Annotated in this window: 32 protein-coding genes and 2 pseudogenes; 29 read left to right on the forward strand and 5 right to left on the reverse strand. The window is 41.9% G+C overall.

From position 1 onward, the window contains the following. Nucleotides 1-543 precede the first annotated feature (543 nt). From atpI to C5471_RS25335, 15 genes are all read left to right on the forward strand, one after another. The gene (gene atpI, locus C5471_RS14315; RefSeq protein ID WP_133814122.1) at nt 544-921 is read left to right on the forward strand and encodes a F0F1 ATP synthase subunit I; all 378 of its coding nucleotides are present in this window, start codon (nt 544-546) and stop codon (nt 919-921) included. Nucleotides 922-951: 30 nt separating this feature from the next. Then, nucleotides 952-1,776 (forward strand): F0F1 ATP synthase subunit A, encoded by an 825-nt coding sequence (gene atpB, locus C5471_RS14320; protein WP_036845268.1) that lies wholly within the window; start codon nt 952-954, stop codon nt 1,774-1,776. Between the two features lie 48 nt (nt 1,777-1,824). Continuing rightward, nucleotides 1,825-2,064, forward strand: coding sequence for a F0F1 ATP synthase subunit C (gene atpE / locus C5471_RS14325; protein WP_000429386.1), 240 nt, complete (start codon nt 1,825-1,827; stop codon nt 2,062-2,064). A 58-nt stretch (nt 2,065-2,122) separates the two neighbouring features. After that, nucleotides 2,123-2,593: a F0F1 ATP synthase subunit B gene (gene atpF / locus C5471_RS14330; RefSeq protein ID WP_021325028.1), complete on the forward strand. Its 471-nt coding sequence runs from the start codon at nt 2,123-2,125 to the stop codon at nt 2,591-2,593. Nucleotides 2,594-2,605: 12 nt separating this feature from the next. Next, complete coding sequence (gene atpH / locus C5471_RS14335) at nt 2,606-3,139, forward strand: F0F1 ATP synthase subunit delta (RefSeq protein WP_133814121.1); 534 nt, start codon at nt 2,606-2,608, stop codon at nt 3,137-3,139. A 14-nt stretch (nt 3,140-3,153) separates the two neighbouring features. After that, complete coding sequence (atpA, locus tag C5471_RS14340; protein ID WP_133814120.1) at nt 3,154-4,695, forward strand: F0F1 ATP synthase subunit alpha; 1,542 nt, start codon at nt 3,154-3,156, stop codon at nt 4,693-4,695. Nucleotides 4,696-4,753: 58 nt separating this feature from the next. Next, on the forward strand, nt 4,754-5,617 hold the full coding sequence (gene atpG, locus C5471_RS14345; RefSeq protein WP_023044944.1) for a F0F1 ATP synthase subunit gamma: 864 nt from the start codon (nt 4,754-4,756) through the stop codon (nt 5,615-5,617). A gap of 34 nt (nt 5,618-5,651) precedes the next feature. Beyond that, nucleotides 5,652-7,034, forward strand: a complete 1,383-nt coding sequence (atpD, locus tag C5471_RS14350) for a F0F1 ATP synthase subunit beta (protein WP_133814119.1) — start codon at nt 5,652-5,654, stop codon at nt 7,032-7,034. 21 nt (nt 7,035-7,055) lie between these two features. Continuing rightward, the gene (locus C5471_RS14355; RefSeq protein ID WP_133814118.1) at nt 7,056-7,478 is read left to right on the forward strand and encodes a F0F1 ATP synthase subunit epsilon; all 423 of its coding nucleotides are present in this window, start codon (nt 7,056-7,058) and stop codon (nt 7,476-7,478) included. A 128-nt stretch (nt 7,479-7,606) separates the two neighbouring features. After that, entirely contained in the window at nt 7,607-8,977 is a 1,371-nt protein-coding gene (glmU, locus tag C5471_RS14360; RefSeq protein WP_133814117.1) for a bifunctional UDP-N-acetylglucosamine diphosphorylase/glucosamine-1-phosphate N-acetyltransferase GlmU, read from the forward strand. Nucleotides 8,978-9,084: 107 nt separating this feature from the next. Then, nucleotides 9,085-10,914: a glutamine--fructose-6-phosphate transaminase (isomerizing) gene (gene glmS, locus C5471_RS14365; RefSeq protein WP_133814116.1), complete on the forward strand. Its 1,830-nt coding sequence runs from the start codon at nt 9,085-9,087 to the stop codon at nt 10,912-10,914. 152 nt (nt 10,915-11,066) lie between these two features. Further along, nucleotides 11,067-11,321, forward strand: coding sequence for a type B 50S ribosomal protein L31 (locus C5471_RS14370; RefSeq protein WP_133814115.1), 255 nt, complete (start codon nt 11,067-11,069; stop codon nt 11,319-11,321). Between the two features lie 16 nt (nt 11,322-11,337). Continuing rightward, a complete protein-coding gene (gene ykgO / locus C5471_RS14375; protein ID WP_133814114.1) occupies nt 11,338-11,478 on the forward strand; it encodes a type B 50S ribosomal protein L36 in 141 nt (46 codons plus the stop codon). 314 nt (nt 11,479-11,792) lie between these two features. Next, nucleotides 11,793-12,053 (forward strand): pyocin knob domain-containing protein, encoded by a 261-nt coding sequence (locus C5471_RS14380; RefSeq protein WP_207627344.1) that lies wholly within the window; start codon nt 11,793-11,795, stop codon nt 12,051-12,053. A gap of 80 nt (nt 12,054-12,133) precedes the next feature. After that, complete coding sequence (locus C5471_RS25335) at nt 12,134-12,262, forward strand: glycosyltransferase (protein ID WP_422630925.1); 129 nt, start codon at nt 12,134-12,136, stop codon at nt 12,260-12,262. Between the two features lie 164 nt (nt 12,263-12,426). Here the strand turns inward: C5471_RS25335 and C5471_RS14390 are convergent, their stop codons facing one another. Continuing rightward, nucleotides 12,427-12,954 (reverse strand): tail fiber assembly protein, encoded by a 528-nt coding sequence (locus C5471_RS14390; RefSeq protein WP_133814113.1) that lies wholly within the window; start codon nt 12,952-12,954, stop codon nt 12,427-12,429. Between the two features lie 15 nt (nt 12,955-12,969). Continuing rightward, nucleotides 12,970-13,536, reverse strand: coding sequence for a hypothetical protein (locus tag C5471_RS24000; RefSeq protein WP_207627346.1), 567 nt, complete (start codon nt 13,534-13,536; stop codon nt 12,970-12,972). 64 nt (nt 13,537-13,600) lie between these two features. Here C5471_RS24000 and C5471_RS14400 point away from each other — a divergent pair, with 64 nt between their 5' ends. Beyond that, on the forward strand, nt 13,601-14,164 hold the full coding sequence (locus C5471_RS14400; protein ID WP_133814112.1) for a recombinase family protein: 564 nt from the start codon (nt 13,601-13,603) through the stop codon (nt 14,162-14,164). 262 nt (nt 14,165-14,426) lie between these two features. Here the strand turns inward: C5471_RS14400 and C5471_RS14405 are convergent, their stop codons facing one another. After that, nucleotides 14,427-15,032, reverse strand: coding sequence for a phage repressor protein CI (locus C5471_RS14405; protein WP_166296031.1), 606 nt, complete (start codon nt 15,030-15,032; stop codon nt 14,427-14,429). Between the two features lie 396 nt (nt 15,033-15,428). Here C5471_RS14405 and C5471_RS14410 point away from each other — a divergent pair, with 396 nt between their 5' ends. From C5471_RS14410 to C5471_RS14450, 9 genes and pseudogenes are all read left to right on the forward strand, one after another. Then, on the forward strand, nt 15,429-15,593 hold the full coding sequence (locus tag C5471_RS14410; protein ID WP_166296034.1) for a hypothetical protein: 165 nt from the start codon (nt 15,429-15,431) through the stop codon (nt 15,591-15,593). Between the two features lie 283 nt (nt 15,594-15,876). Further along, the gene (locus C5471_RS14415; RefSeq protein WP_133814111.1) at nt 15,877-16,113 is read left to right on the forward strand and encodes a tail protein X; all 237 of its coding nucleotides are present in this window, start codon (nt 15,877-15,879) and stop codon (nt 16,111-16,113) included. Between the two features lie 608 nt (nt 16,114-16,721). Further along, nucleotides 16,722-17,600 carry a phage baseplate assembly protein V gene (locus C5471_RS14420; protein ID WP_133814110.1) on the forward strand — a complete coding sequence of 293 codons (879 nt, stop codon included), beginning with the start codon at nt 16,722-16,724 and terminating at the stop codon, nt 17,598-17,600. Continuing rightward, entirely contained in the window at nt 17,600-17,941 is a 342-nt protein-coding gene (locus tag C5471_RS14425) for a GPW/gp25 family protein (protein WP_133814109.1), read from the forward strand. The genes C5471_RS14420 and C5471_RS14425 overlap by 1 nt, the downstream gene beginning before the upstream one ends. Nucleotides 17,942-17,945: 4 nt before the next feature. Next, nucleotides 17,946-18,953: a baseplate assembly protein gene (locus tag C5471_RS14430; RefSeq protein ID WP_133814108.1), complete on the forward strand. Its 1,008-nt coding sequence runs from the start codon at nt 17,946-17,948 to the stop codon at nt 18,951-18,953. After that, on the forward strand, nt 18,946-19,560 hold the full coding sequence (locus C5471_RS14435; RefSeq protein ID WP_133814269.1) for a phage tail protein I: 615 nt from the start codon (nt 18,946-18,948) through the stop codon (nt 19,558-19,560). Before C5471_RS14430 ends, C5471_RS14435 begins: the two co-directional genes overlap by 8 nt. Next, nucleotides 19,557-20,690: a phage tail protein gene (locus tag C5471_RS14440; RefSeq protein ID WP_133814107.1), complete on the forward strand. Its 1,134-nt coding sequence runs from the start codon at nt 19,557-19,559 to the stop codon at nt 20,688-20,690. The genes C5471_RS14435 and C5471_RS14440 overlap by 4 nt, the downstream gene beginning before the upstream one ends. A 24-nt stretch (nt 20,691-20,714) precedes the next feature. Continuing rightward, nucleotides 20,715-20,925: pseudogene (locus C5471_RS25340) on the forward strand (phage tail protein); the annotation flags it as partial. Between the two features lie 208 nt (nt 20,926-21,133). Continuing rightward, nucleotides 21,134-21,730 (forward strand): tail fiber assembly protein, encoded by a 597-nt coding sequence (locus tag C5471_RS14450; RefSeq protein ID WP_133814105.1) that lies wholly within the window; start codon nt 21,134-21,136, stop codon nt 21,728-21,730. 108 nt (nt 21,731-21,838) lie between these two features. Here C5471_RS14450 and C5471_RS24855 read toward each other — a convergent pair whose 3' ends face one another. Both C5471_RS24855 and C5471_RS14455 read right to left on the reverse strand, forming a co-directional pair. After that, a complete protein-coding gene (locus tag C5471_RS24855) occupies nt 21,839-21,961 on the reverse strand; it encodes a hypothetical protein (protein ID WP_278250161.1) in 123 nt (40 codons plus the stop codon). 12 nt (nt 21,962-21,973) lie between these two features. Beyond that, nucleotides 21,974-22,339, reverse strand: coding sequence for a gp53-like domain-containing protein (locus tag C5471_RS14455; RefSeq protein ID WP_242688714.1), 366 nt, complete (start codon nt 22,337-22,339; stop codon nt 21,974-21,976). A 63-nt stretch (nt 22,340-22,402) separates the two neighbouring features. Here C5471_RS14455 and C5471_RS25345 point away from each other — a divergent pair. The 4 genes and pseudogenes from C5471_RS25345 to C5471_RS14470 all read left to right on the forward strand — a co-directional run. Then, a pseudogene (locus C5471_RS25345) lies at nt 22,403-22,507 on the forward strand (DNA-invertase); the annotation flags it as partial. Between the two features lie 235 nt (nt 22,508-22,742). Further along, nucleotides 22,743-23,915 carry a phage tail sheath protein gene (locus C5471_RS14460; protein WP_133814104.1) on the forward strand — a complete coding sequence of 391 codons (1,173 nt, stop codon included), beginning with the start codon at nt 22,743-22,745 and terminating at the stop codon, nt 23,913-23,915. A gap of 10 nt (nt 23,916-23,925) precedes the next feature. Continuing rightward, entirely contained in the window at nt 23,926-24,441 is a 516-nt protein-coding gene (locus C5471_RS14465) for a phage major tail tube protein (RefSeq protein ID WP_133814103.1), read from the forward strand. Nucleotides 24,442-24,467: 26 nt separating this feature from the next. Beyond that, nucleotides 24,468-24,785 (forward strand): phage tail assembly protein, encoded by a 318-nt coding sequence (locus tag C5471_RS14470; protein ID WP_054478604.1) that lies wholly within the window; start codon nt 24,468-24,470, stop codon nt 24,783-24,785. The last annotated feature ends 10 nt before the right edge of the window (nt 24,786-24,795 follow it).

Consider the following 24,795-nt stretch of genomic DNA (forward strand, 5'->3'; position numbering starts at 1 on the left):
ATCGTCAATTATGATTTGTCTCGTTTCAGCTTTAATTTACCGCGTTATTACATAAAAATAACGTTATCTTGATATTAAGATAGTTGGGACTTTAAAAATCAGATAAAGCGTTTTTTCATCAGATTCGCTTTTTTAAAGCAGCTAAAAATTAGCTTGGTAATTTAAGTCAATAATATAATAACCTTTTTCTATTAATTTAAATTAACTTATTGATTTTATTGTTAATGTTTTCTATTTGTATTCCCAGTGAATGTTAAATATAACTAACAAATGAAAATTTTATGTGATTCAAATCACATTTAAGTTTGAGAGGATGAAATTATTAGAGATAGGAAATCAGCACAATAATTAGCTTACAATCGGGTGCCAGAGTAAAAAATTTAAATAATTGTTCACCTTTTCGCTACTTATGGATTGAATTCATTTTGGCTGCCCGTATAATTTGCACGTTTTTGTCACTTGACACACTTAAGCAAAGGCAGTTTTATACAACATTTAGCAAAACCTGATATGCAAGGCGTGCAAGGGGAGAAAATAAAAGTCATGTCTGTATCCCTTTACAGCGGTAGAATTGCACTGAAACTGCTTTTTTTGCAGTTAATGACTTTTGTTGTTCTCAGTGTGGCTTTTTGTACCAAAAGTATAGAATGGGGCGCTTCTGCTTTTGCTGGTGGATTAGCATGTTGGTTACCTAATGCCATTTTTATGCTGTTTGCCAGTTTTCAGAAAGTAAAAGAAGAGGGTGTTCCTGTACGTGTTGCATGGTCTTTCGCTGCTGGCGAAGGGTTGAAGGTTATTATTGCAATAGCTGTGCTGATTGTTGCTTTAGGCGTGTTTAAAGCGGCGTTTGCACCACTGGGTTTGGCTTATTTAGCGGTGCTGGTTGTGCAGATCATCGCACCAGCTGTGATAAACGGTTAGGTTTTCAACAACAAAAGGGTAAGAGGCATCATGTCTGCATCAGGAGAAGTTTCAACTGCAAGGGACTACATAGGCCACCACCTGAATAACCTTCAGTTGGACCTACGTACCTTTGAGTTGGTCGATCCCAACTCTGGTGGTTCTGCAACGTTCTGGACGTTGAACATTGACTCGCTTTTTTTCTCAGTCGTATTAGGGATTTTATTTCTGTATGTATTCAGAAAGGTTGCGGTTAATGCCACCAGTGGCGTACCTGGCAAACTTCAGACTGCTATAGAATTAATCATGGGTTTTGTTGATAACAGTGTCCGTGATATGTATCACGGCAAGAGCAAAGTTATTGCCCCTTTGGCACTGACCGTGTTCGTCTGGGTGTTATTAATGAACGTGATGGACTTACTGCCAATCGATTTTCTCCCTTATATCGGTGAACATGTCTTCGGCTTACCTGCTCTGCGTGTTGTACCAACAGCAGATGTCAGTATTACCTTGTCGATGGCTATTGGTGTCTTTGTCCTCATCCTCTACTACAGCATTAAGATGAAAGGAGTTGGTGGTTTTACAAAAGAGCTGACTTTACAGCCTTTTAATCATCCATTGTTTATTCCAGTTAACTTAATTCTGGAAGGGGTTAGCCTGCTTTCAAAACCGGTATCACTCGGTCTGCGACTGTTTGGTAACATGTATGCAGGTGAATTGATCTTTATTCTTATAGCTGGTCTGTTACCGTGGTGGTCGCAGTGGATGCTCAGCCTGCCTTGGGCTATCTTCCACATACTGATTATTACGTTACAAGCCTTTATTTTCATGGTTCTGACGATTGTTTATCTGTCGATGGCATCTGAAGAACATTAATTTTTACCACAATAACTGTGTTTTAACTGAAACAAACTGGAGATTGTCATGGAAAACCTGAATATGGATCTGCTGTACATGGCTGCCGCTGTAATGATGGGTCTGGCGGCAATCGGTGCTGCGATCGGTATCGGCATCCTCGGAGGTAAATTTTTGGAAGGCGCTGCTCGTCAGCCGGATTTAATCCCTCTGCTGCGTACACAGTTCTTTATCGTTATGGGTCTGGTTGACGCCATCCCGATGATTGCTGTGGGCCTTGGCTTGTACGTAATGTTTGCTGTCGCGTAGTTTGCAGAAAAAATCTGAAACTACGTCAACTCATTAATTTAAAAAGAGGTATTGTGCTGTGAATCTTAATGCAACAATCCTCGGCCAGGCCATTGCGTTTGTCCTGTTTGTTATGTTCTGTATGAAGTTTGTATGGCCACCAATCATGGCGGCCATTGAAAAGCGTCAAAAAGAAATTGCTGACGGTTTATCTTCTGCGGAACGCGCCAAAAAGGACTTGGACTTAGCGCAAGCCAATGCGACCGACCAAATGAAGAAAGCGAAAGCGGAAGCTCAGGTCATCATCGAACAGGCTAATAAACAAAAAGCCCAGATCCTTGATGATGCAAAAGCGGAAGCTGAGCAGGAACGTAACAGAATCGTAGCGCAAGCTCAGGCAGAAATTGATGCCGAACGTAAGCGTGCTCGGGAAGAGTTGCGTAAGCAGGTCGCTATGTTGGCTATCATAGGTGCCGAGAAAATCATCGAACGTTCCGTGGATGAAGCTGCTAACAGCGACATCGTTGATAAACTGGTCGCTGAACTGTAAGGAGGGAGGGGCATGTCTGAATTCGCTACTGTAGCTCGCCCCTACGCCAAAGCAGCTTTTGACTTTGCTGTGGAAAAACAATCGCTAGAACAATGGCAGAATATGCTGGTGTTCACAGCTGAAGTGACTCGTAATGAGCAAGTTGGTGAGCTGCTTTCCGGTTCATTGGCATCGGAAACATTAGCCAATGCCTTTATCGCAATTTGCGGTGAACAGGTTGATGAACATGCTCAGAACTTTATTCGTGTTATGGCAGAAAACGGTCGCTTATTGGCGTTACCTGAAGTTTTGCAGCAATTTATTCAATTGCGTGCGTCACTTGAATCAACCGTTGATGTTGAAGTGATTTCTGCAACCGAACTGAGTGAGCAACAGCTAGCTAAAATTTCTGCAGCGATGGAAAAACGTCTGTCACGCAAAGTTAAGCTGAATTGCAAAATTGATAAGTCTGTTATTGCTGGTGTGGTAGTCCGCGCAGGTGATTTGGTGATCGATGGCAGTATTCGTGGCCGTTTAAATCGCTTAACAGACGTCTTGCAGTCTTAAGGGGACTGGAGCATATGCAACTGAATTCCACCGAAATCAGCGAACTGATCAAGCAGCGCATTGCTCAGTTCAATGTAGTGAGTGAAGCTCACAATGAAGGTACGATTGTATCCGTTAACGACGGTATCATTCGTATTCACGGTTTAGCCGAAGTTATGCAGGGTGAGATGATCGCACTGCCTGGCAATCGTTATGCAATCGCATTGAACCTGGAGCGCGACTCTGTAGGTGCGGTTGTGATGGGCCCGTATGCTGATTTAGCAGAAGGCATGAAGGTCAAATGCACTGGCCGTATTCTTGAAGTGCCTGTTGGTCGTGGTCTGCTTGGTCGTGTGGTAAACACGCTGGGTGAGGCAATTGATGGCAAAGGTCCTGTTGAGCATGATGGTTTCTCTGCTGTTGAAATGATTGCTCCGGGCGTTATCGACCGTCAATCCGTTGATCAGCCGGTACAGACTGGTTATAAATCTGTTGACGCCATGATCCCTATCGGTCGTGGTCAACGTGAACTGATTATCGGTGACCGTCAGACGGGTAAAACAGCACTGGCTATTGACGCAATCATTAACCAGCGTGACTCAGGCATTAAATGTGTCTATGTCGCAGTTGGTCAGAAAGCTTCTACTATTGCGAACGTTGTTCGTAAATTAGAAGAGCATGGTGCTCTTGCCAATACTATCGTAGTTGTTGCGACTGCTTCAGAATCTGCTGCATTACAATACCTGGCGCCATATTCTGGTTGTGCAATGGGTGAATATTTCCGCGATCGCGGTGAAGACGCGCTGATTGTTTACGATGATTTGTCTAAGCAGGCTGTTGCTTATCGTCAAATTTCCCTGTTGCTGCGTCGTCCGCCAGGGCGTGAAGCCTTCCCTGGTGACGTTTTCTATCTGCATTCCCGTTTGCTGGAGCGTGCTGCGCGTGTTAACGCTGAATATGTAGAAAAATTCACTCATGGTGAAGTGAAAGGTAAAACGGGTTCTCTAACCGCTCTGCCTATCATTGAAACTCAGGCAGGTGACGTATCAGCATTCGTACCGACAAACGTTATTTCAATTACTGATGGTCAGATCTTCTTGGAATCCAGTCTGTTCAACGCGGGTATTCGTCCGGCAGTTAACCCAGGGATCTCTGTATCCCGTGTTGGTGGCGCAGCTCAGACTAAGATCGTGAAGAAGTTGTCTGGTGGTATTCGTACTGCTTTGGCTCAGTACCGCGAACTGGCAGCGTTTTCTCAGTTTGCTTCTGACCTTGATGATGCAACCCGTAAGCAGTTGGATCATGGTCAAAAAGTCACTGAGTTGCTGAAACAGAAGCAGTATGCGCCAATGTCTGTTGCCCAGCAGTCACTGTCTCTGTTTTCTGCGGAGCGTGGTTATCTGGAAGATATCGAAATTGCTAAAGTTATTGATTTCGAGTCTGCGCTGCTTGCGTATGCCAGCCGTGAACATGCTGATCTTCTGAAAGAGATTGACCAGTCTGGTGGTTACAATGATGAGATCGAAGCAAAGCTGAATGCTCTGCTTAATTCCTTCAAAGCAACTCAGTCCTGGTAACACTATTCGGCCCGGTTTAATTAAACATGGGCCGTCTGGTTAATGAGGAGAATCAGGAATGGCCGGCGCAAAAGAGATACGTACCAAGATCGCCAGCGTGCAAAACACGCAAAAAATCACTAAAGCGATGGAGATGGTTGCTGCGTCCAAAATGCGTAAAACGCAGGATCGCATGGCGGCCAGCCGTCCTTATGCAGAAACCATACGCAGCGTGATTGGTCACCTTGCGTTAGGTAATCTGGAATATAAACATCCATACCTTGAAGAACGTGAAACCAAACGTGTCGGGTATCTGGTTGTTTCTACCGATCGTGGCTTGTGTGGTGGTTTGAACACGAATCTGTTCAAAAAACTGTTGTTAGACATGAAAGACTGGTCTGATAAAGGTGTCCAGTGTGATCTGGCGCTTATCGGCTCTAAGGCGACCTCTTTCTTTGCTTCTGTTGGGGGCAACGTTGTTGCTCAGGTAACAGGCATGGGAGATAACCCTTCACTGTCCGAATTAATCGGGCCGGTTAATATCATGTTGCGGGCATACGATGAAGGACGTCTGGATAAATTGTATGTGGTGACAAATAAGTTCATCAATACAATGTCTCAGGAACCGACTATTACTCAGTTGTTGCCTCTGCCTGCTGGAGATGATGAGACACTGAAGAAGAAATCCTGGGACTATTTATACGAACCTGATCCTAAGGCGTTGCTGGATATACTGCTGCGTCGTTATGTCGAATCGCAGGTTTATCAGGGCGTCGTTGAAAACCTGGCTAGTGAACAGGCCGCACGAATGGTGGCGATGAAAGCCGCGACTGATAATGGTGGCAGCCTGATCAAAGAGCTGCAGTTGGTTTATAACAAAGCTCGTCAGGCCAGCATAACTCAGGAGCTGACCGAGATTGTCTCGGGCGCTTCCGCGGTTTAACAGCTAGGTTTACGAATTACGTAGAGGATTCAAGATGGCTACTGGAAAGATTATCCAGGTAATCGGCGCCGTGGTGGACGTCGAATTCCCTCAAGATGCCGTACCAAAAGTATACGATGCACTTGAGGTTCAAAACGGCGAAGCTAAATTGGTGCTGGAAGTACAGCAGCAGTTGGGCGGCGGCGTTGTTCGTTGTATTGCAATGGGTACTTCTGATGGCTTAAGCCGTGGTTTAAGCGTTACTGATTTAGGTCACCCAATTGAAGTTCCAGTTGGTAAAGCGACACTTGGCCGTATCATGAACGTGTTGGGTGAACCCATCGACATGAAAGGTGATATCGGCGAAGAAGAGCGTTGGGCGATTCACCGCTCGGCTCCAAGCTATGAAGAGTTATCTAACTCTCAAGAGCTGCTGGAAACCGGTATCAAAGTAATGGACCTGATTTGCCCATTCGCCAAGGGGGGTAAAGTGGGTCTGTTCGGTGGTGCGGGTGTAGGTAAAACCGTAAACATGATGGAGCTGATCCGTAACATCGCGATTGAGCACTCAGGTTACTCCGTATTTGCCGGTGTAGGTGAACGTACCCGTGAAGGTAACGACTTCTACCACGAAATGACCGACTCTAACGTACTGGATAAAGTATCTCTGGTATATGGTCAGATGAATGAGCCACCAGGAAACCGTCTGCGTGTTGCGCTGACTGGTCTGACAATGGCTGAGAAGTTCCGTGATGAAGGCCGTGACGTTCTGCTGTTCGTTGATAACATTTATCGTTATACCCTGGCAGGGACCGAAGTGTCTGCACTGTTGGGTCGTATGCCATCGGCGGTAGGTTATCAGCCAACTCTGGCGGAAGAAATGGGTGTTCTGCAAGAACGTATTACTTCCACTAAAACTGGTTCTATCACTTCTGTACAGGCTGTTTACGTACCTGCGGATGACTTGACTGACCCATCTCCAGCTACAACTTTCGCCCACTTGGACGCAACTGTAGTACTGAGCCGTCAGATTGCCTCTCTGGGTATTTACCCTGCGGTGGATCCGCTGGATTCCACCAGCCGTCAGCTCGATCCATTGGTTGTTGGTCAGGAGCACTATAATGTTGCCCGTGGCGTTCAATCTATCCTGCAACGTTATCAGGAACTGAAAGACATCATCGCTATCCTGGGTATGGATGAACTGTCAGAAGACGATAAGCTGGTGGTTGCGCGTGCTCGTAAGATCCAGCGCTTCTTGTCTCAGCCGTTCTTCGTTGCAGAAGTGTTTACGGGTTCACCAGGTAAGTTCGTTTCCTTGAAAGATACGATCCGTGGCTTTAAAGGTATCTTGGAAGGAGACTATGACCACTTGCCAGAACAAGCGTTCTACATGGTGGGAACTATCGAAGAAGCTGTGGAAAAAGCGAAGAAACTTTAATACGGCTGACCGGAGGTTGACATGGCTGCAATGACTTACCATCTGAATGTTGTCAGTGCTGAGAACCGGATGTTTGAAGGCTTGGTACAGAAAATTCAGGTGACAGGTAGTGAAGGTGAGTTGGGTATTTACCCTGGACATGCTCCACTACTTACTGCCATAAAACCTGGCATGGTACGTATTGTTAAGCAGTTCGGTGAAGAAGAGGTGATTTACCTTTCTGGTGGTATCCTTGAGGTACAACCGAGCTGCGTTATCGTACTGGCTGACACTGCGATCCGTGGTAAAGATTTGGATGAAGCTAAGGCGCTGGAATCTAAGCGTAAAGCTGAAGAACACATCCGTAATTCTCACGGTGATGTTGATTATGCTCAGGCATCAGCTGAATTGTCTAAAGCGATTGCAAAACTTCGTGTAATCGAGTTGACAAAAAAGGCGATGTAATACAGGCAGTTAAAGAAAAAAGCCAGTTGGTGAAAGCTAACTGGCTTTTTTGTATTGCGAAATATGTAGTAATTTATCTCGCAAACAGGTTTACTTTTTTCTCTCAAATTGGAGTTATCAGGTTTCTTATGTCTAACAGTGCAAAAAGTGTTGTGATCCTTGCCGCGGGTAAAGGAACCCGCATGTATTCTGATCTCCCTAAAGTGCTGCATTTGCTGGCCGGTAAACCTATGGTTCAGCATGTGATTGATACTGCAATGGCGTTGGATGCTAAAAATGTTCATCTGGTTTATGGACATGGTGGTGATCTGATGAAACATACCTTATCTGATCAAAAATTGAATTGGGTATTGCAGTCAGAGCAGTTAGGGACTGGGCATGCAATGCAACAGGCTGCACCCTATTTTACTGATGATGAAGATATTCTGATACTGTATGGCGATGTGCCTCTGATTGGAGAAGATACTCTTGAACGTCTGCTGGTGGTTAAACCGGAAGGTGGTATTGGTTTACTGACAGCAATTCTGGATAATCCAACGGGTTATGGCCGCATTGTTCGTGAAAACGGAGAAGTAACCGGAATCATTGAACAAAAAGACGCGACTGAAGAGCAACGAAAAGTCAATGAAATCAACACAGGTATTCTGGTCGCTAATGGTGGTGATTTAAAACGTTGGTTATCCCAATTAAATAACAACAATGCTCAAGGTGAATATTACCTTACTGATGTGATTGCTCTGGCTTATAAAGAAGGCCGGAAAATTGAAACAGTACATCCAAGCCGCTTGAGTGAAATGGAAGGTGTGAATAATCGCCTCCAGCTTTCCGCTCTTGAGCGTATTTATCAATCTGAACAAGCAGCAAAATTATTGCTGGCGGGCGTTATGCTGTTGGATCCCGTTCGTTTTGATTTACGCGGTACACTGACTCATGGCCGTGATGTGGTTATTGATACCAATGTCATTATAGAAGGTCATGTAACTCTTGGTAATAACGTGCAAATTGGCACAGGTTGCATATTGAAGAATTGTATTATTGGCGATGATTCTATTCTTAATCCATATACAATTGTTGAAGATTCTGAGATGGAAGTTGGCTGTACTGTTGGTCCTTTTGCCCGTTTACGTCCTGGTTCTAAACTCGCTGAAAAAGCCCATGTCGGGAATTTCGTTGAGATAAAGAAATCTTATCTGGGTAAGGGCTCTAAAGCGGGACATCTGGCTTATCTTGGCGATGCTGAGATTGGACGTAATGTAAATATTGGTGCAGGTACTATTACCTGTAACTACGATGGAGCGAATAAATTCAAAACCGTTATTGGCGACGATGTTTTTGTTGGTTCTGATACTCAGCTTGTTGCGCCGGTGATTATTGCCAAAGGCGCTACAATTGGAGCAGGAACAACGGTGACAAAAAATATCGCTGAAAATGAATTGGTAGTAAGCAGAATTAAGCAAACCCATATTCAGGGTTGGAAACGCCCTGTAAAGAAAAAATAAAATAATAATCCCCATTCTACAGGCTCGGGGACCGGCAAAGCCGGAAAACAATCAGGCTCGTGACATATAAAGGGCTTTCATCAGCCCTGTTTTTAGGAATAAAACTGATGTGTGGAATTGTTGGTGCAGTAGCACAACGAGATATTGCTGAAATCCTGATTGAAGGGCTTCGTCGTTTGGAATACCGTGGTTACGACTCTGCTGGGTTGGCGGTTGTTGATAACGAAAATAATATGCTTCGCCTGCGTGAGGTCGGTAAGGTACAAATGCTGGCTGATGAGGTTGATAAGCAACCAGTCCTTGGTGGGACAGGTATTGCGCACACCCGTTGGGCTACACACGGTGAACCAAACGAGAAAAATGCTCACCCGCATATATCCGATTATATTGCTGTTGTTCACAACGGCATTATTGAAAATTATGAAGAATTGCGGGCTCAGTTAATTGAGTTCGGTTATCAGTTTACATCAGATACTGATACAGAAGTTATTGCCCACCTTGTTCATTGGGAGCAAAAACAGAGTGGTACCTTGCTGGAGGCTGTCCAGCGTGTTATTCCTCAGCTTCGTGGTGCGTATGGTGCAGTTATCATAGATAGCCGTGATCCTGGAACAATAATCGCTGCAAGATCGGGTAGTCCTTTGGTTATTGGTTTAGGCGTCGGGGAAAACTTTCTTGCGTCTGATCAACTGGCTTTGTTGCCTGTTACCCGTCGTTTTATTTTCCTTGAAGAAGGCGATATTGCGGAAATAACTCGTCGTACTGTGCATATTTTTAATACTCAGGGCAAGCCAGTTGAACGGGAGCAGATCGAATCCAATATTCAGTATGATGCGGGTGACAAAGGTGTTTATCGTCACTATATGCAAAAAGAGATCTATGAGCAGCCAATGGCAATCAAAAGCACTCTGGAAGGACGCTTAAATCATGGGCAGGTAGATTTGTCTGAACTTGGTCCTAATGCAGTTGAATTATTATCCAAAGTTGAACATATTCAGATTGTTGCCTGTGGTACATCCTATAACGCCGGTATGGTTTCTCGTTACTGGTTTGAAGCATTGGCGGGTATTCCATGTGATGTGGAAATTGCTTCTGAATTCCGTTACCGCAAATCGGCACGTCGTCCGGGAAGCTTATTAATTACATTGTCTCAATCAGGTGAAACAGCAGATACATTGGCAGCCCTGCGTTTATCCAAAGAGCTTGGATACCTCACATCGTTGACAGTCTGTAACGTAGCTGGCTCTTCTCTGGTACGTGAATCTGATTTTGCTTTGATGACTAAGGCTGGTGCAGAAATTGGTGTTGCTTCAACTAAAGCGTTCACAACCCAACTGACAGTATTGCTAATGTTGGTGGCTTATCTGGGGCGTTTGAAAGGGATTAATGCCGAACAGGAGAAAGAAATTGTTCATGCATTACATGCATTGCCAAACCGCATCGAAAGCATGTTATCGAAAGATAAAATTATTGCGGCGTTGGCAGAAGACTTTTCTGATAAGCACCATGCTCTATTCCTTGGCCGTGGTGATCAATATCCGATTGCGGTTGAAGGGGCGTTGAAATTAAAAGAAATTTCTTACATCCATGCTGAGGCTTATGCCGCCGGCGAATTAAAACATGGCCCATTGGCACTAATTGATGCAGATATGCCTGTTATCATCGTGGCTCCGAACAATGAGTTGTTGGAAAAATTGAAATCCAATATTGAAGAAGTACGTGCCCGTGGTGGACTGCTGTATGTATTTGCTGATCAAGATGCTGGTTTTACAAACAGTGAAGGAATGAAAATCATTCCATTACCGCATGTTGAAGAACTAATTGCCCCCATATTTTATACCGTGCCACTGCAACTGCTCTCCTATCACGTTGCTCTTATCAAAGGAACTGATGTTGATCAGCCTCGTAACTTGGCTAAGTCTGTGACTGTAGAATAATTTATTTAATAACAATAAATTAAATAAGCTCCTGTGCATTAAAAACACAGGGGCTTTTTTGTACTTAATTGAAAAAATTTCTCATTATTTTCTTGCTGATAAAAATAAATCACGCTATTGTAATGTTATATTATTACATTATTGGTGAGATTATGAAACCAGATATCCATCCAAACTACCGGGTAGTCGTATTTCACGATACTAATGCTAATGCCTACTTTACAGTTGGCTCTACCATTCGCACAGAACGGACAATTATCTTGAATGGGGAACAGTATCCGTATGTCATTGTTGATGTGTCATCGGAATCACATCCTTTCTATACAGGTAAGCAGAAAACTTTGTTTCAAGAAGGCAGTACAGCACGATTCCAGAAAAAGTTTGGGCGTTTTATTGGTAATAAGTAAATTGAGGATCGTAAAAATGCAGGTGTTAAGTTCACTTAAAACGGCAAAAGCCCGTCACCCAGATTGCAAAATTGTACGCCGTCGTGGACGGTTGTATGTTATTTGTAAATCCAACCCACGTTTTAAGGCAGTTCAGGGAAAGAAAAAGAAACGTTGATACTAATGGTAGAACTCGCAGCTATAAGCTGCGAGTTCTACCATTAGTTGTATTTATGATTACGTTGAAAATAACTGACCTAAACTTTGTTTGGAAATGGAGTTAACTCAATTAAATAAAATTTATATTTTATGCAAAATGAAACCTCATCAACACTTTTTTTCATAAACCACAGTTCTGGTTATTTATTGGCACCTAAATATAGCCAATCTTCGCTATATGTAACCCTGTTTAATACTAATACGAGGCTATTCTTTCGGAAATTTCACAGATAAGTGGGTTTTGAAAAAATCATAAAGTTAGCAAAAAATACGGTGTCGAATACTGCTACTGTCAACAGTAAAAAGTTGATTGATAATCCTGTTATTACTTCTCTGGATATCCTTGATGAGCAGGCAATTTATTTAGTCGATAAAGCCAACTTGGACAATTACAAAATACCTAATATTTATTACCAAGATTACAATGCTCATGCTGAAAATGGTGTTAATTACCTGGAATTACTTGCAGGCTTGCTTATTGTGCTAAAAACTGCTGGGATCATTCAACGTTATTTTGTTTATAACAGCAGCTGAATATATACTCGCAGCCAATGTGGGAGTATATATCAAAGCGGAATCTGATAGTCGGTATTATTAGTTTTTCCTGTAGAGAAATGATGGCTTGTGGTCTGCCTGTTATCGTCAGTGATTTTGGTGGACTACCTGAAAACATTGATCATGGTGTTAATGGTTGGATCACAAGAGCAGGAAATGAAGTATCAATACATAACATTTTGAAATAAATTGCTAGTTTGCCATTTCAAGAGTTAAAAGAGTTTTCTAAAAAAGCCAGAGAAAAAGCTGTTAATGAGTTTGATGTGGAGAAAATGGTTTCAGAAACGATAGATACCTACAAATCAGTTTATAAGTTTTAAATATACGGCCTGAAAAACAGGCCGTTAATATTTTATTCTGGTTGTTCCGGCCATTCAATATTCTGTACTGTGGTATCCATCCTATTTAATGTGACACGATATTTTTTCCATTCTGTCAGCATTGTTATTTCGTTATCGGTAGCGATACCTAAATCAATGGAATCTTGTAAAAGTACGATAGAATTGCTGGCAAGGGCTGCCAATTCCTCTTTACGTCTTTCTGCTTGAGAAACTAATTCGGCCTTTGTGCACTCACGCGGAACAATAGCACCATTTATATATTGCCATTTACCAGAAATATCACAAGAATCAGGTAAAATACTCACCTCAGCTACATTCATTCCATCTGGATTAAAAGCTGATACATCTCCTGATATGGACCGAATTACATTATTATAATCATACATTATTTTGATTGTATCAAAATTAAAACTTTTCTGGCACTCATACCAATCTTGTCCGTCTTCTGACTTCAAGTAAATTATATTAAAATCTTCAATAAATTTTCTGGCTTGTTTTGAGTCAGGTATATATTGGGAAAAATTTTTAATGTTTTGCATATATTCACTACCTTACTAAATATTGGATATATTCATCCATGTGCTGTTAATCTTCTTTTGTATTGGCCTACGGTTTACTATATCAACTAACTCATCTTTATTTCCATTTATTACAGCAATAATGGCATATCCACTTTCGTCTATATATTCAGAATTTTTCTGTATTTGAGTACTCTCTCTAGCACCCAGGCGAATATCTTGAATATAACGCGTGTCTAACTCTGATTTAGTGTAAGTACCAATAGATGTTGCTGTTGGCTTATATCCTTCATGATAGACCCTATATCCTCTAACTCGAAGATTGTCAGATTTAAGGCTCATCCATTCGGTGGTTGTCCCTCCAGAGGGGGTATGCTCCCATTTGAAATATTCGTTGCCATTATCTCCTGTTCTAAACCACATATAGGAGTCTATATCATTATCTGCGATGTTTTTAAAACCGATAGAGGCAAAGTCGGTGTTTCTGCTCCAACTCAGCATAGAGTCAGTAGTAATCGTTATGTTACCTGTTATATTGCCACCATTACGTTGCAACGCGTCTGCAGCTTTGGTGACGGTTTCCATCAAACCAAGGTTTTTCAAAACTCCCTAATCCATGATAATTTCTATAAGAATAGTCTCCTATTGGTATTAAACAGGGTTACACATGGCGAAGATTGGCTATATCCGGGTGTCAACAAATGACCAGAACAGTGATTTACAGCGAAATGCATTGATAAGTATAAATTGTGAGCGAATTTTTGAGGATAAAATCAGTGGAAAAACAGCCAATAGACCTGGTTTAAAACGAGCTTTAAAACAACTTAAAAAAGATGACACTTTAGTCGTCTGGAAACTGGATCGACTAGGACGTAGCGTGAAAAATATGGTTACTTTGATTTCTGATTTAAGTGAACGAGGTATTCATTTCCAAAGCCTGACTGACAGTATTGACACTAGCACTTCTATGGGAAGATTCTTCTTTCATGTGATGAGTGCTTTGGCTGAAATGGAGCGGGAATTGATAGTTGAAAGAACAAATGCAGGATTGGTAGCTGCCCGTGCTCAAGGGAGAATTGGTGGCAGACCAGTATCATTTTCATCTGTTGAACAACAACAAGCTGCAAGATTATTGGCGAAAGGCCACTCGCGGAAACAATTATCATTGATCTACAATACATCGTTATCTACGATATATAAATATTTTCCGGTAAATAAAACGGATTATTGATCAGCTTAATATTTTATGGTGTGGCTAATTAACGGTTTAATTTTATGCTATATAATATCTAAGGCCAGTTGGTATATTAATGTATGCAAAATATATCGCTTTTCTATAGGGATGATTTTTCCGCCACATTATGAAAAAATAGATTAAGAAAAAACTATTTTATGTGAAATCCATTGCTTTTGGATATTCTCAAGCAACGGATTACCATCAAGCATGGATTTACACATCTAAAAAATGAATTTATCAACCATGAAAAAGGTTGTTAGTACTTGGAAATCGTCAGATAAACTCGACCAATAAAGTTAATTTCATCAATTGCACAGTCAAAGGTCACATTATTATCACAGACCCGGATTTTATAGACTGGGATTTTTGTGATCTTTTTAATGCTATGCATCCCTTGAATATCAATTAACCATAAACCATCCTGAACATCAGGCCATTCTGTATCTAGCAAATACCAAGAGTTGTTGTCATCTACAACGAGAGGTTTTTTTATTTCTTTGGCAATAAATTCATTATCTAAAATCACAGGGTTGGCAGTGTTTAACTTTCCACCGACTAATTTAACACACTGTATTGTCGGAGCAATAACGTTTTCTTTTCCTCTTTCTCCTTTAGGGAACATTTCGCCTTGCCCTGTACTTAACCATAGCAATGACGCATTAGTTTCAAGGTTGCATTGAATAACCCAGTCTGCTGGAAAGCTGTCCCTTAAATAGCGGTTTGCCATTGTGCTTTTGGATACACCTAAATGATCACTAAGTGCCTGACGTGATTTGAATCCATATGCGCTAACAAGGCGTTCGATAGCTTGTTTTCCTCCACTATCTGCACCCATTTTTATCTCAGTTATGTTTTTTTTCATTGAAAGTACAGTTTAGTGAGTTTGCTGTCTTCACAAAGTTCTCTAATCAAGAGCAGAGTGATCCCAAATGAATTTATTAGATTCAATAAGAGATATTGCATCATAGGCATTGAAATTTCAATCTGTATACTTTGTGAAACTATATTCATCTGAATAAAGAGAAATAAATTCTCTAGTTATAAAATAAGAAAAATTTATTAATTACAGTAAATTGTAATCAGAAAGAAACATTTTTAATCATTAATTATTTCAATAAAAACAATAATTAATATATTAACACTATCAAATATAGTTCTAAAAAATGATAAAAAACCACTTTAATTTTTTCTAATCAACGTGTACTGTTCTTATATACAGTTATGTTATACGGGGGTAAGTTTGTCAGTGGACTTTCTTATGGAATCAGTAACAGCTCAACGTATTAATTTTATTGCCAGAATGGCAACAAGCTGTGAATGTAATCATGCTGAAGATAAAGAATTGGCTTTGGCTTGGATTGCTGAGTTGTCAACACCACTTGCAAAACAACTTATTAACCATCACGAAGCACTTGAAGAATAAATGTGATAAGTAAATGATATACAAGTGGAAACTCTATGTGATAAACAATCTAAAGTTTCTCAGCCAAGTTCCAATTGCATTGGAAAATGAATTGAAAAACAGATTTTTCCTATGGTTCAGTCTATTTGAGAAGATGGATGAGTTGTCGAATTAGCCACTGAAAAGTGGCTTCTTGCTTCCATTTGTACTATTCCCTTAACAATCTTGCCTCATTGTTTCCCTTCTCTTGTTAGCACACCATGACATTTTAACTTAACAATACTTCCTATATAGAGGGCTTTTAATGAAAATAATTGCACAGCAAAATGATACAGTTGATGCCTTATGCTGGCGTCATTATGGCCGAACTCAGGGCATGACAGAACGAGTGTTGGAGGCTAACCCAGGCTTGGTTGAATTGGTATTTAAGAAGTTTCCTAACTTGTCTGAATATAGCGTAATCCTGCCACATGGCACTGAAGTTGAAATGCCGGAGATTATGTCAGCGACAACAAAACCTATCCTGCAACTTTGGGATTAAAGATAACGAATGGATAAATACAGTTATGCCATTTATGATATTACCAGTTTGATGGCTTTTTTCATGGAATTATCATGCTATGAATAGAGTTTTCTTAATTGGCGCTTTTGCCAGCGTTGTTTTGGGGGGCATGACTTATTTATCAACTCGCCAAGAGCAGATAAAGCGTACATGAATCTTGCAGGATATTTTGGAAAACCTAAAAGTTAAGTTTACGTTTGAATCTAAGCTTGCCTGTCAGGGACTGGATAAGTGAGCAATCGAAGCAACTGTGGATGCATTGTTTGTAACATTCGAGTTTGAATCATCAGTGATCAAATCAAGTCACCTGCAATATTATATCTAGTATGTGGTTAGACAGTGCAAGATCGAAATTTTTTGAATTATTACGTTAAACTCTGATAAAAAAACTACCTACAATTACAGTTTATATAAAAGCCTTTCTCAATTATGGGAAAGGCTTTCTAATTCATATTATTATCGTTTTTCCTTTCCAAGAAACTTGTCTGATCTTTCCTACAATTCGCTTTTGATGTCGATAGCTATCTTTGATGGCACTCTTTCAGACATAAACCCACAACTACTTAGATGGCATTCTTCCGATATATATGGACACACAACTGACTGAACTTCTGCGCTTACTGCGTAACCTGATTCGAACTGGTGTTGTCACCGAGGTTGATACTCAACGAGGTGTGTGTCGAATTGCGACAGGCAATCTCGAAACTGACTGGCGGCCTTGGTTGACAATGCGAGCAGGTAATTCCCGGACTTGGTGGGCTCCCAGCCGTGGTGAGCAGGTTTTACTATTATCTGTTGGTGGTGAGTTGACCACATCTTTTGTATTACCGGCTGTTTATTCTGATCAATTTCCAGAACCATCAACTCTTCTTACAGAAGCTGACTATATTGATTTTCCTGATAGTGGATTACCGGTCATTTATTCTGATCAATCTGTGGCACCACCGGGTCGTTCTGAACAAGCTGTTCATATTGTTTTCCCTGATGGTGCAGTAATGGAGTATGAGCCGAAATTCGGTGCTTTAACGGTAAAAGGTATTAGGACTGCTAGCGTGCAAGCTTCATATTCCATAACACTTGAGGCAACGAATATAACATTAAAAGCACATGATAAAATCTCAATGTCGGCAAATAACAAAATTGAATTGTCATCGCACAACGAAATTTCAATATCGGCAGATAACAAAATTGGATTAACCTCGCACAACGAAATCTCATTGTCGGCAGACAACAAAATTGGACTAGGAGCCAAAAAAGAATTGTCACTGAGCGCACATGAAGTCAAGTGTGAAGCAAAAAAAGGAATGGAACTGAAAGCATCAGAACTGACGTTGAAAGGAAAAACTAAACTGGAAGGTGATGTTGAAAATACCGGAGGAAAACTCAGTTCTAATGGTGTGACCTTACATTCTCATCAACACTCTGGCGTCATGTCAGGCGGTGCAACAACAGGAGGTCCAGTATAATGATGTACCTTGGAATGAACCGGCAAACCGGTCGTAGCCTGACAGATTTGGAACATGTACGCCAGTCTGTCAGTGACATTTTATCAACACCTGTAGGCAGTCGTGTTGAACGGCGCACTTACGGCTCTCTGCTACCTGAATTAATTGACTGGCCGCAGAACGCAGCTGTACGCCTACAAGTTATGGCAGCCAGTTATACCGCTATCAGCCGCTGGGAGCCGCGAATTAATCTGACAGCTATCACCATAAATTCCCAACAAGACGGCAAAATGACGGTGGATATAGCCGGTCATTATCAGCAGTCCGCTGGGGAGTTTTCTCTATCCATCCCTGTGAGGTAAAACAATGTCGACCATTGACCTTGACTTAAGCCAACTGCCACCACCTGATGTCGTCGAGCCACTGGATTATGAAAGCCTATTGGCTGAACGTAAAGCCAAACTGATATCTTTTTATTCAAAAAAAGAAGAACGAGATGCTATTACTCGAACATTGGAATTGGAGTCCGAACCTCTGGTTAAGTTACTTCAGGAAAATGCTTACCGAGAATTGATACTGCGTCAGAGGGTAAATGAAGCTGCTCGTGCAGTGATGCTTGCCTATGCAACCAATAGCGATTTAGACCAATTAGGGGCGAACTATAACGTTATTCGGGCAGCCCTGGAACCTGATAATACCTTCCGTGATCGTATCCAAAGAGCCTTTGAAGGGTTAAGTGTTGCAGGGCCAATAGGTGCGTATGAATATCATTCCCTTAAAGTCAATGAAAGTATTGGTGTTAATAAAGATGAATACAAAGGTGAATATCAAACTGTTGCGGATGTTTCTGTCGTCAGTCCATCACCAGCTAACGTTACCGTAACTATTTTGTCGCGAAAATGGGAATGGGAAAAAGATAAGGATGTTAAAGAAGATAAAGAACATAAGGGTGTAGCTTCACAAAATTTACTGGATAAAGTGGTTGCAGCACTCAATGACAAAGATGTCAGGCCGGTTGCTGATCGGGTAAAAGTACAACCAGCCAAAATAGTGGAATATCAGATTGATGCTGTGCTCTATTTTAATCCGACACCTAAGTCTGAGTCTGTTCGTGAATTGGCTGAAAAAAGTATAGATAAGTACGTAAAAGATCAACATAAGTTGGGACAAGATATCCGGTTATCCGCCATTTATGCCGCACTGCATGTAACTGAGATAGAACAGGTGGAATTGAGGGTTCCGACGGAGGATATAATTCTGTGTAAAGATCAGGCCTCTTATTGCACTAGTGTAAAATTAGAACTGCGTAAAACTCAAGTTCCTGATTGTTCCAGGCCAAATTCAGATCTAATCGAGGGAGGTTATGATGAATGACCGCCTGTTGCCGACAGGTTCTACCGTTTTAGAGTTGGCTGCTGCTAAAGCATGTTCGCAACTGCAAAACATTCCAATACCGCTTCGCAAACTCTGGAATCCTGACACCTGCCCTCCAGAGCTTTTACCCTATCTGGCATGGGCATGGTCGGTTGATCGCTGGGATGAAAACTGGTCGGTGAGTACTAAGCGGGAAGTTATAAAAAACTCACTGTTTCTGCACAAACATAAGGGAACCATTGGTGCCGTTCGTCGCGTGGTAGAACCGCTAGGCTATCTTATTCAAATAAAGGAATGGTGGGAAAACGACGAAACACCGGGCACATTCCGGCTGGCGATAGGAATACAGGAAAATGGGATCACCGAAGAAACTTTTTTAGAGTTGGAGAGGTTAATTTCTGATGCTAAGCCTGTAAGTCGTCATCTGATAGGTTTGTCAATCAATCTGGATGTTAAGGGCGAATTTTATTGTGCTGCGGCAAGTTATAGCGGAGATGAACTCACTGTTTACCAGTATATCCCTGAAGTAATCACTATTAGCAACAATGCGCCTTTAGGGGCTGCAATTCATTTGATTGATACAGATACATTGAGGGTTTCACCATGAAATACTTTGCAATTTTAACCAAGTTGGGAGCAGCAAAGCTGGCAAACGCTGCTGCTTTGGGAACAAAAGTCGATATTACTCACATGGCCGTTGGTGACGGAGGTGGTAAATTACCTGATCCTGACATCAACCAGACAAAATTAATTAATGAAAAGCGCCGTGCTGCGATTAATACGTTGAGTGTCGATCCGGTAAATACCAACCAAATTATTGCTGAGCAAATCATCCCAGAAGGTGAAGGTGGTTGGTGGATGCGTGAGATTGGTCTGTTTGACAGTGAAGGTAACATGATTGCGGTGGCAAATTGCCCGGAAACCTACAAACCACAATTGCAGGAAGGCTCAGGCAGAACACAAACCGTCAGGATGATCTTGATTGTCAGCAGTACTGAATCAGTGACATTAAAAATTGATCCCTCCATAGTTTTGGCAACTCGTGATTACGTAGATAGCTCTATTCAGAAACATGAAAAAAGCCGCAATCACCCAGACGCTACGTTGACAGAAAAAGGTTTTACGAAACTCAATAGTGCTACTAACAGTAATGATGAAACCACAGCGGCAACACCTAAAGCGGTAAAAACAGCTTATGACTTAGCAGCTAAAACAAGTGATAACGCCTTAGCAAAAAATCAGAATGGTGCGGATATCCCAGATAAAAATGCTTTTGTGAAAAACCTTGGTTTATTGGAAAGGTTAATTCCGGTTGGTGTACCGCTGCCTTGGCCAGTAGCGATGCCGCCAGAGGGGTGGATAAAATGTAATGGTGCGGCCTTTGATAAGTCGAAATTTCCGGAGTTAGCAAAGCTTTATCCGGGTGGTAATGTACCCGATTTACGTGGTGAATTTATCCGCGGCTGGGATGATGAACGTGGAATCGATCCATCACGTTCATTGCTGGTGTGGCAGGAGGGATCTTATTTAGTACAGGAAGTTGGTCAAGTTGATAATGTTGTTAACTTCTCACAGAACGATCGTGTGGCGTTACAGTGGGATACTCCCCAAAATAAAGCTATTTCAGTAAGAGCCAGGAGTGTTGGTTCAGCAACAACTTGGAATCCTAGTACAGCTTATATAGGGGTATCAAGGCCACGCAACGTCGCATTTAACTATATTGTAAGAGCAGCATAAATGAGCATGCCTATATTCGAAGTGATCCCTGTAGGAATACCGCTTCCTTGGCCGACTGACATCCCCCCAAACGGATGGGTTAAATGTAATGGTGCTATCTTTGATAAATCACTCTATCCGAAATTAGCGGAAGCCTATCCTAACGGTAAATTACCCGATTTAAGAGGTGAGTTTATCCGAGGGTGGGATGATGCGCGTGGCATTGACAGTGATCGCCAATTACTGAGCATTCAAGTTGATGCGTTCAAAAGACATAATCACAGCATTTATACCACTAGCAGTGATAAAACTAGTCTCGAGGATACAGATCCCGTGCGTGGCGGTATGACTGGCAGTCGTAACTACCGGGGCAGTTTAGGGGAAAACAAATCTATTGGGATGAATGGTGAAAATGAAACACGCCCGAGAAATGTGGCATTTAATTACATTGTGAGGATTGTCTGATGAATAAGGCTATACTGGATAAAAATAATATTGCCATTAATAGCGGAAATATTATTGTGTTTAATTACAATGCAAGCACGCGAGAATATTTAAGCAGTACTGATGAATATATTTCTGTCGGTGTCGGTCTTCCTGCCAATTCATGTACAGATGCACCACCTGAAGTTAAAGAGGGATATGTCACCTGCCGTTCATCTGATTTAACTCATTGGCTGATTGTACCCGACTATCGCGGAAAAACAGCTCACAACACGCAAACCCATGAACAGCAGAAAATCATTAAACCCGGTGAATTACCGGAAGCACTAACATTTAAACAACCAGGCACCGATTTTGATAAATGGGATGGAGAAAAATGGGTAACGGATATTGAAGCCCAAAAAGCCAGTCAGATTGAACAGGCAGAACACCAACGTGCCACTCTTCGTCAACAGGCAGATGAAGCCATGACGTTATTACAATATGCTGTTGAAACTGAAATGGCATCAGAAGCAGAAAAAGCGTCATTGTTTGCTTGGAAAAAGTATGTGGTATTACTGAGTCGGGTTGATGTTTCACAGGTTCCTGATATTGAGTGGCCACAAATACCCGAATAAATAAAATGGTTAAGACCGGGTACCTGTCTATCCCCGGTCTTTCTTTCAGTTATGATAATGGTGGAGTTGGCCAGTCAATTTTTCAGTGCTTTTGAAGTATCAATCCAGCTAGCTATTCCATTCTTCGTTACTCAGAATGGTTGCATTAGAGAACCAACTTTCCGCAGAAAGATAACTGCCTTTTAATTTTTCTAGGTAAAAGATCCGAGTTGTTGCTGAAAAATAGATCATCTCCTTTTATCCTTAGTATCCGATAGCAATAATAAGTGGATAGCATAGACTCTGCTTTCCTGTACCAAACCATTGTGGGAATACTTTTACCGATGAATTTGTCCAAGAAGATACCTGAAATACTTGGTCAGATAATTTGGTGTCATTACCTTTTGTCGAAGTTAGGGCTATTAAACACATAGTCGGAAAAGTGAGCGGAAACTGCAATATCGGGTAGGTTACATCCTCAGTATTACAAATTGGACCAGTCATCCACTGAAATATCCAGTTCTTTTGCACACCATTAGCCATCAAAGGAATATTTATGTAACCGTTAGAGTTTAATAAACCCTCAGTCTTAGCCAAATTCACCATTTCCACCAAACCAAGATTTTTCAAAACTCACTATTCTGTGAAATTTCTGAAAGTATAGTCTCTCATTGGTACTCAGCAGGGTTACATATGGAAAAGATTGGCTATATTCGGGTGTCAACAAATGACCAGAACGGTAATTTACAGAGAAATGTGTTGATATGTATAAATTACAATCTATTTTTGCAGGAAAAATCTGTAAAAAAACAATTGATAAGCAGAGGTAAAAATTCCCAACAATAAGAAATATGCATTGATTTATAGAAGCTCCATTTCTTGTTTATCTATAAAGCACTTACAGTTAAATTTTTATAAAAAACAATAAATTAACCAACCTAATTTGTATCATCTGCCATACATCTCTAATCGAATGATTTAATAACTTTGATACCTCAACATAGCGGGACACCTTAATAGGAGAACCGCTAATATGGCACAAGATTATCATCATGGCGTCCGTGTACAGGAAATTAACGAAGGTACACGCACCATCACCACAATTAGCACCGCTATTGTTGGTATGGTCTGTACTGGCCCTAAAGCAGACGCAGACGCTTTTCCATTAAACACCCCGGTTTTGATTACTGATGTTTCGATGGCAATTGGCAAAGCGGGTGATGCCGGTACATTGCCTCAGGCACTCAAAGCTATCGCAGACCAGGCTAAACCCGTTACTGTTGTTGTCCGTGTAGAACAAGGTGAAACGGAAGGTGATACCACCACTAACATCATTGGCACTACGACGAGTGAAGGTAAGAAAACCGGCATGCAGGCACTGTTGGCAGCACAAGGCCAATTAGGTGTGAAGCCACGTATTCTGGGGGTTCCTGGGCTGGATACAAAAGCTGTTGCTGTTGAACTGGCGAGTATTGCACAAAAACTAAGAGCAATGGCTTATATCAGTGCTTATGGTTGTAAGAATAAAGAAGAAGTTGCTGAATATCGTAAAAACTTCGGTCAGCGAGAAGTGATGCTGATTTGGCCTGATTTCTTGAGTTGGGACACTGTTTCCAAAAAAGAAGCTACCGCCTATGCTACTGCCCGTGCACTGGGCCTGCGGGCAAAAATTGATGAAGAAACCGGTTGGCATAAAACGCTGTCAAACATCGGTGTCAATGGTGTGACTGGTATTTCAGCAGACGTATTTTGGGATCTGCAAGATCCAGCAACTGATGCTGGTTATCTAAATGAAAAGGGTATCACGACACTTATCCGCAAGAACGGATTCCGTTTCTGGGGTTCCCGTACCTGCGCTGATGATCCATTGTTCCAGTTCGAAAGTTACACCCGTACTGCTCAAGTACTGGCTGATACCATGGCGGAAGCACATATGTGGGCAATCGATAAGCCACTGACTGCTTCACTGGTACGAGACATTATCGAAGGTGTTAACGCCAAGTTCCGTGAATTGAGGTCCGGGGGGTACATCATTGATGGTAAATGCTGGTACGACGAAAATGCCAATGATAAAGACACTCTGAAAGCGGGTAAATTGACCCTCGATTACGACTACACACCTGTACCACCACTGGAAAATATGATGTTACGCCAGCGTATTACAGATCGTTACCTGATGGATTTCGCGAAAAGCATAAACGGCTAAGGGGACACAGATGGCATTACCTCGCAAACTTAAATACCTGAACTTGTTTAATGACGGCAATAGTTATCAGGGAATAGTGGAAGAACTTATTCTGCCTAAGCTGAGTCGTAAACTAGAAACCTATCGTGGCGGTGGTATGAACGGTAGCGCGACAGTGGACTTGGGCCTAGATGAAGGTGCATTGGATGTTGAATTTACTCTGGGAGGTATGGAAGCTCAGCATTATCGGCAGTGGGGAATAACTAAAGCCGACGGCGTAATGTTGCGTTTTGCGGGTTCCTACCAGCGCGATGATACCAATGATGTGATTGCTGTTGAAATCGTGATGCGTGGCCGCTTCCATGAGTTTGACCATGGTACTTATAAGCAAGGGGATAACACCCAGACCAAAATCAGTGCTAAAAACACCTATTTCAAACTGACGTGGGATGGTGAAGTTCTGATCGAAGTGGATACCGTTAACATGGTTGAAATTGTTAATGGTGAAGATCGTCTGGCAGATCATCGCCGCGCTATGGGTCTTTAATCTAATCGGATAAACAAGGTTGAACCATGACAGAAACACTCATTACTCAAAACGACGAGCAGCGCACAATCGTATTAGAAGAACCACTTGCACGTGGTAATAGCAACATCACTGAAGTGGTGGTGCGCAAACCTAACAGTGGAGCGCTGCGTGGTGCTCGGCTACAGGCTTTGCTGGAGATGGATGTGGACTCAATGATGCTAGTTTTGCCACGTGTTACCACTCCCGCTCTCACTAAAAGCGACCTGTTGGCAATGACACCGGGCGATCTGATTAATTTCAGTGTTGAGGTGGTCAATTTTTTGTTACCGAAGTCGGCGAAGTCCGGTTTCCAGACCGACTAACCGTAGATGA

Source organism: Photorhabdus tasmaniensis (assembly GCF_011189505.1).
Classification (GTDB): domain Bacteria; phylum Pseudomonadota; class Gammaproteobacteria; order Enterobacterales; family Enterobacteriaceae; genus Photorhabdus; species Photorhabdus tasmaniensis.

Excerpts from the sequence above, each read along its gene's own strand:
- atpI (WP_133814122.1), top strand. The coding sequence starts at position 544 with ATGTCTGTATCCCTTTACAGCGGTAGAATTGCACTGAAACTGCTTTTT.
- atpB (WP_036845268.1), top strand. The coding sequence starts at position 952 with ATGTCTGCATCAGGAGAAGTTTCAACTGCAAGGGACTACATAGGCCAC.
- atpE (WP_000429386.1), top strand. The coding sequence starts at position 1,825 with ATGGAAAACCTGAATATGGATCTGCTGTACATGGCTGCCGCTGTAATG.
- atpH (WP_133814121.1), top strand. The coding sequence starts at position 2,606 with ATGTCTGAATTCGCTACTGTAGCTCGCCCCTACGCCAAAGCAGCTTTT.
- atpA (WP_133814120.1), top strand. The coding sequence starts at position 3,154 with ATGCAACTGAATTCCACCGAAATCAGCGAACTGATCAAGCAGCGCATT.
- atpG (WP_023044944.1), top strand. The coding sequence starts at position 4,754 with ATGGCCGGCGCAAAAGAGATACGTACCAAGATCGCCAGCGTGCAAAAC.
- atpD (WP_133814119.1), top strand. The coding sequence starts at position 5,652 with ATGGCTACTGGAAAGATTATCCAGGTAATCGGCGCCGTGGTGGACGTC.
- C5471_RS14355 (WP_133814118.1), top strand. The coding sequence starts at position 7,056 with ATGGCTGCAATGACTTACCATCTGAATGTTGTCAGTGCTGAGAACCGG.
- glmU (WP_133814117.1), top strand. The coding sequence starts at position 7,607 with ATGTCTAACAGTGCAAAAAGTGTTGTGATCCTTGCCGCGGGTAAAGGA.
- glmS (WP_133814116.1), top strand. The coding sequence starts at position 9,085 with ATGTGTGGAATTGTTGGTGCAGTAGCACAACGAGATATTGCTGAAATC.
- C5471_RS14370 (WP_133814115.1), top strand. The coding sequence starts at position 11,067 with ATGAAACCAGATATCCATCCAAACTACCGGGTAGTCGTATTTCACGAT.
- ykgO (WP_133814114.1), top strand. The coding sequence starts at position 11,338 with ATGCAGGTGTTAAGTTCACTTAAAACGGCAAAAGCCCGTCACCCAGAT.
- C5471_RS25335 (WP_422630925.1), top strand. The coding sequence starts at position 12,134 with ATGATGGCTTGTGGTCTGCCTGTTATCGTCAGTGATTTTGGTGGACTA.
- C5471_RS14390 (WP_133814113.1), bottom strand. The coding sequence starts at position 12,954 with ATGCAAAACATTAAAAATTTTTCCCAATATATACCTGACTCAAAACAA.
- C5471_RS14400 (WP_133814112.1), top strand. The coding sequence starts at position 13,601 with ATGGCGAAGATTGGCTATATCCGGGTGTCAACAAATGACCAGAACAGT.
- C5471_RS14405 (WP_166296031.1), bottom strand. The coding sequence starts at position 15,032 with ATGAAAAAAAACATAACTGAGATAAAAATGGGTGCAGATAGTGGAGGA.
- C5471_RS14410 (WP_166296034.1), top strand. The coding sequence starts at position 15,429 with ATGGAATCAGTAACAGCTCAACGTATTAATTTTATTGCCAGAATGGCA.
- C5471_RS14415 (WP_133814111.1), top strand. The coding sequence starts at position 15,877 with ATGAAAATAATTGCACAGCAAAATGATACAGTTGATGCCTTATGCTGG.
- C5471_RS14420 (WP_133814110.1), top strand. The coding sequence starts at position 16,722 with ATGGACACACAACTGACTGAACTTCTGCGCTTACTGCGTAACCTGATT.
- C5471_RS14425 (WP_133814109.1), top strand. The coding sequence starts at position 17,600 with ATGATGTACCTTGGAATGAACCGGCAAACCGGTCGTAGCCTGACAGAT.
- C5471_RS14430 (WP_133814108.1), top strand. The coding sequence starts at position 17,946 with ATGTCGACCATTGACCTTGACTTAAGCCAACTGCCACCACCTGATGTC.
- C5471_RS14435 (WP_133814269.1), top strand. The coding sequence starts at position 18,946 with ATGAATGACCGCCTGTTGCCGACAGGTTCTACCGTTTTAGAGTTGGCT.
- C5471_RS14440 (WP_133814107.1), top strand. The coding sequence starts at position 19,557 with ATGAAATACTTTGCAATTTTAACCAAGTTGGGAGCAGCAAAGCTGGCA.
- C5471_RS14450 (WP_133814105.1), top strand. The coding sequence starts at position 21,134 with ATGAATAAGGCTATACTGGATAAAAATAATATTGCCATTAATAGCGGA.
- C5471_RS24855 (WP_278250161.1), bottom strand. The coding sequence starts at position 21,961 with ATGATCTATTTTTCAGCAACAACTCGGATCTTTTACCTAGAAAAATTA.
- C5471_RS14460 (WP_133814104.1), top strand. The coding sequence starts at position 22,743 with ATGGCACAAGATTATCATCATGGCGTCCGTGTACAGGAAATTAACGAA.
- C5471_RS14465 (WP_133814103.1), top strand. The coding sequence starts at position 23,926 with ATGGCATTACCTCGCAAACTTAAATACCTGAACTTGTTTAATGACGGC.
- C5471_RS14470 (WP_054478604.1), top strand. The coding sequence starts at position 24,468 with ATGACAGAAACACTCATTACTCAAAACGACGAGCAGCGCACAATCGTA.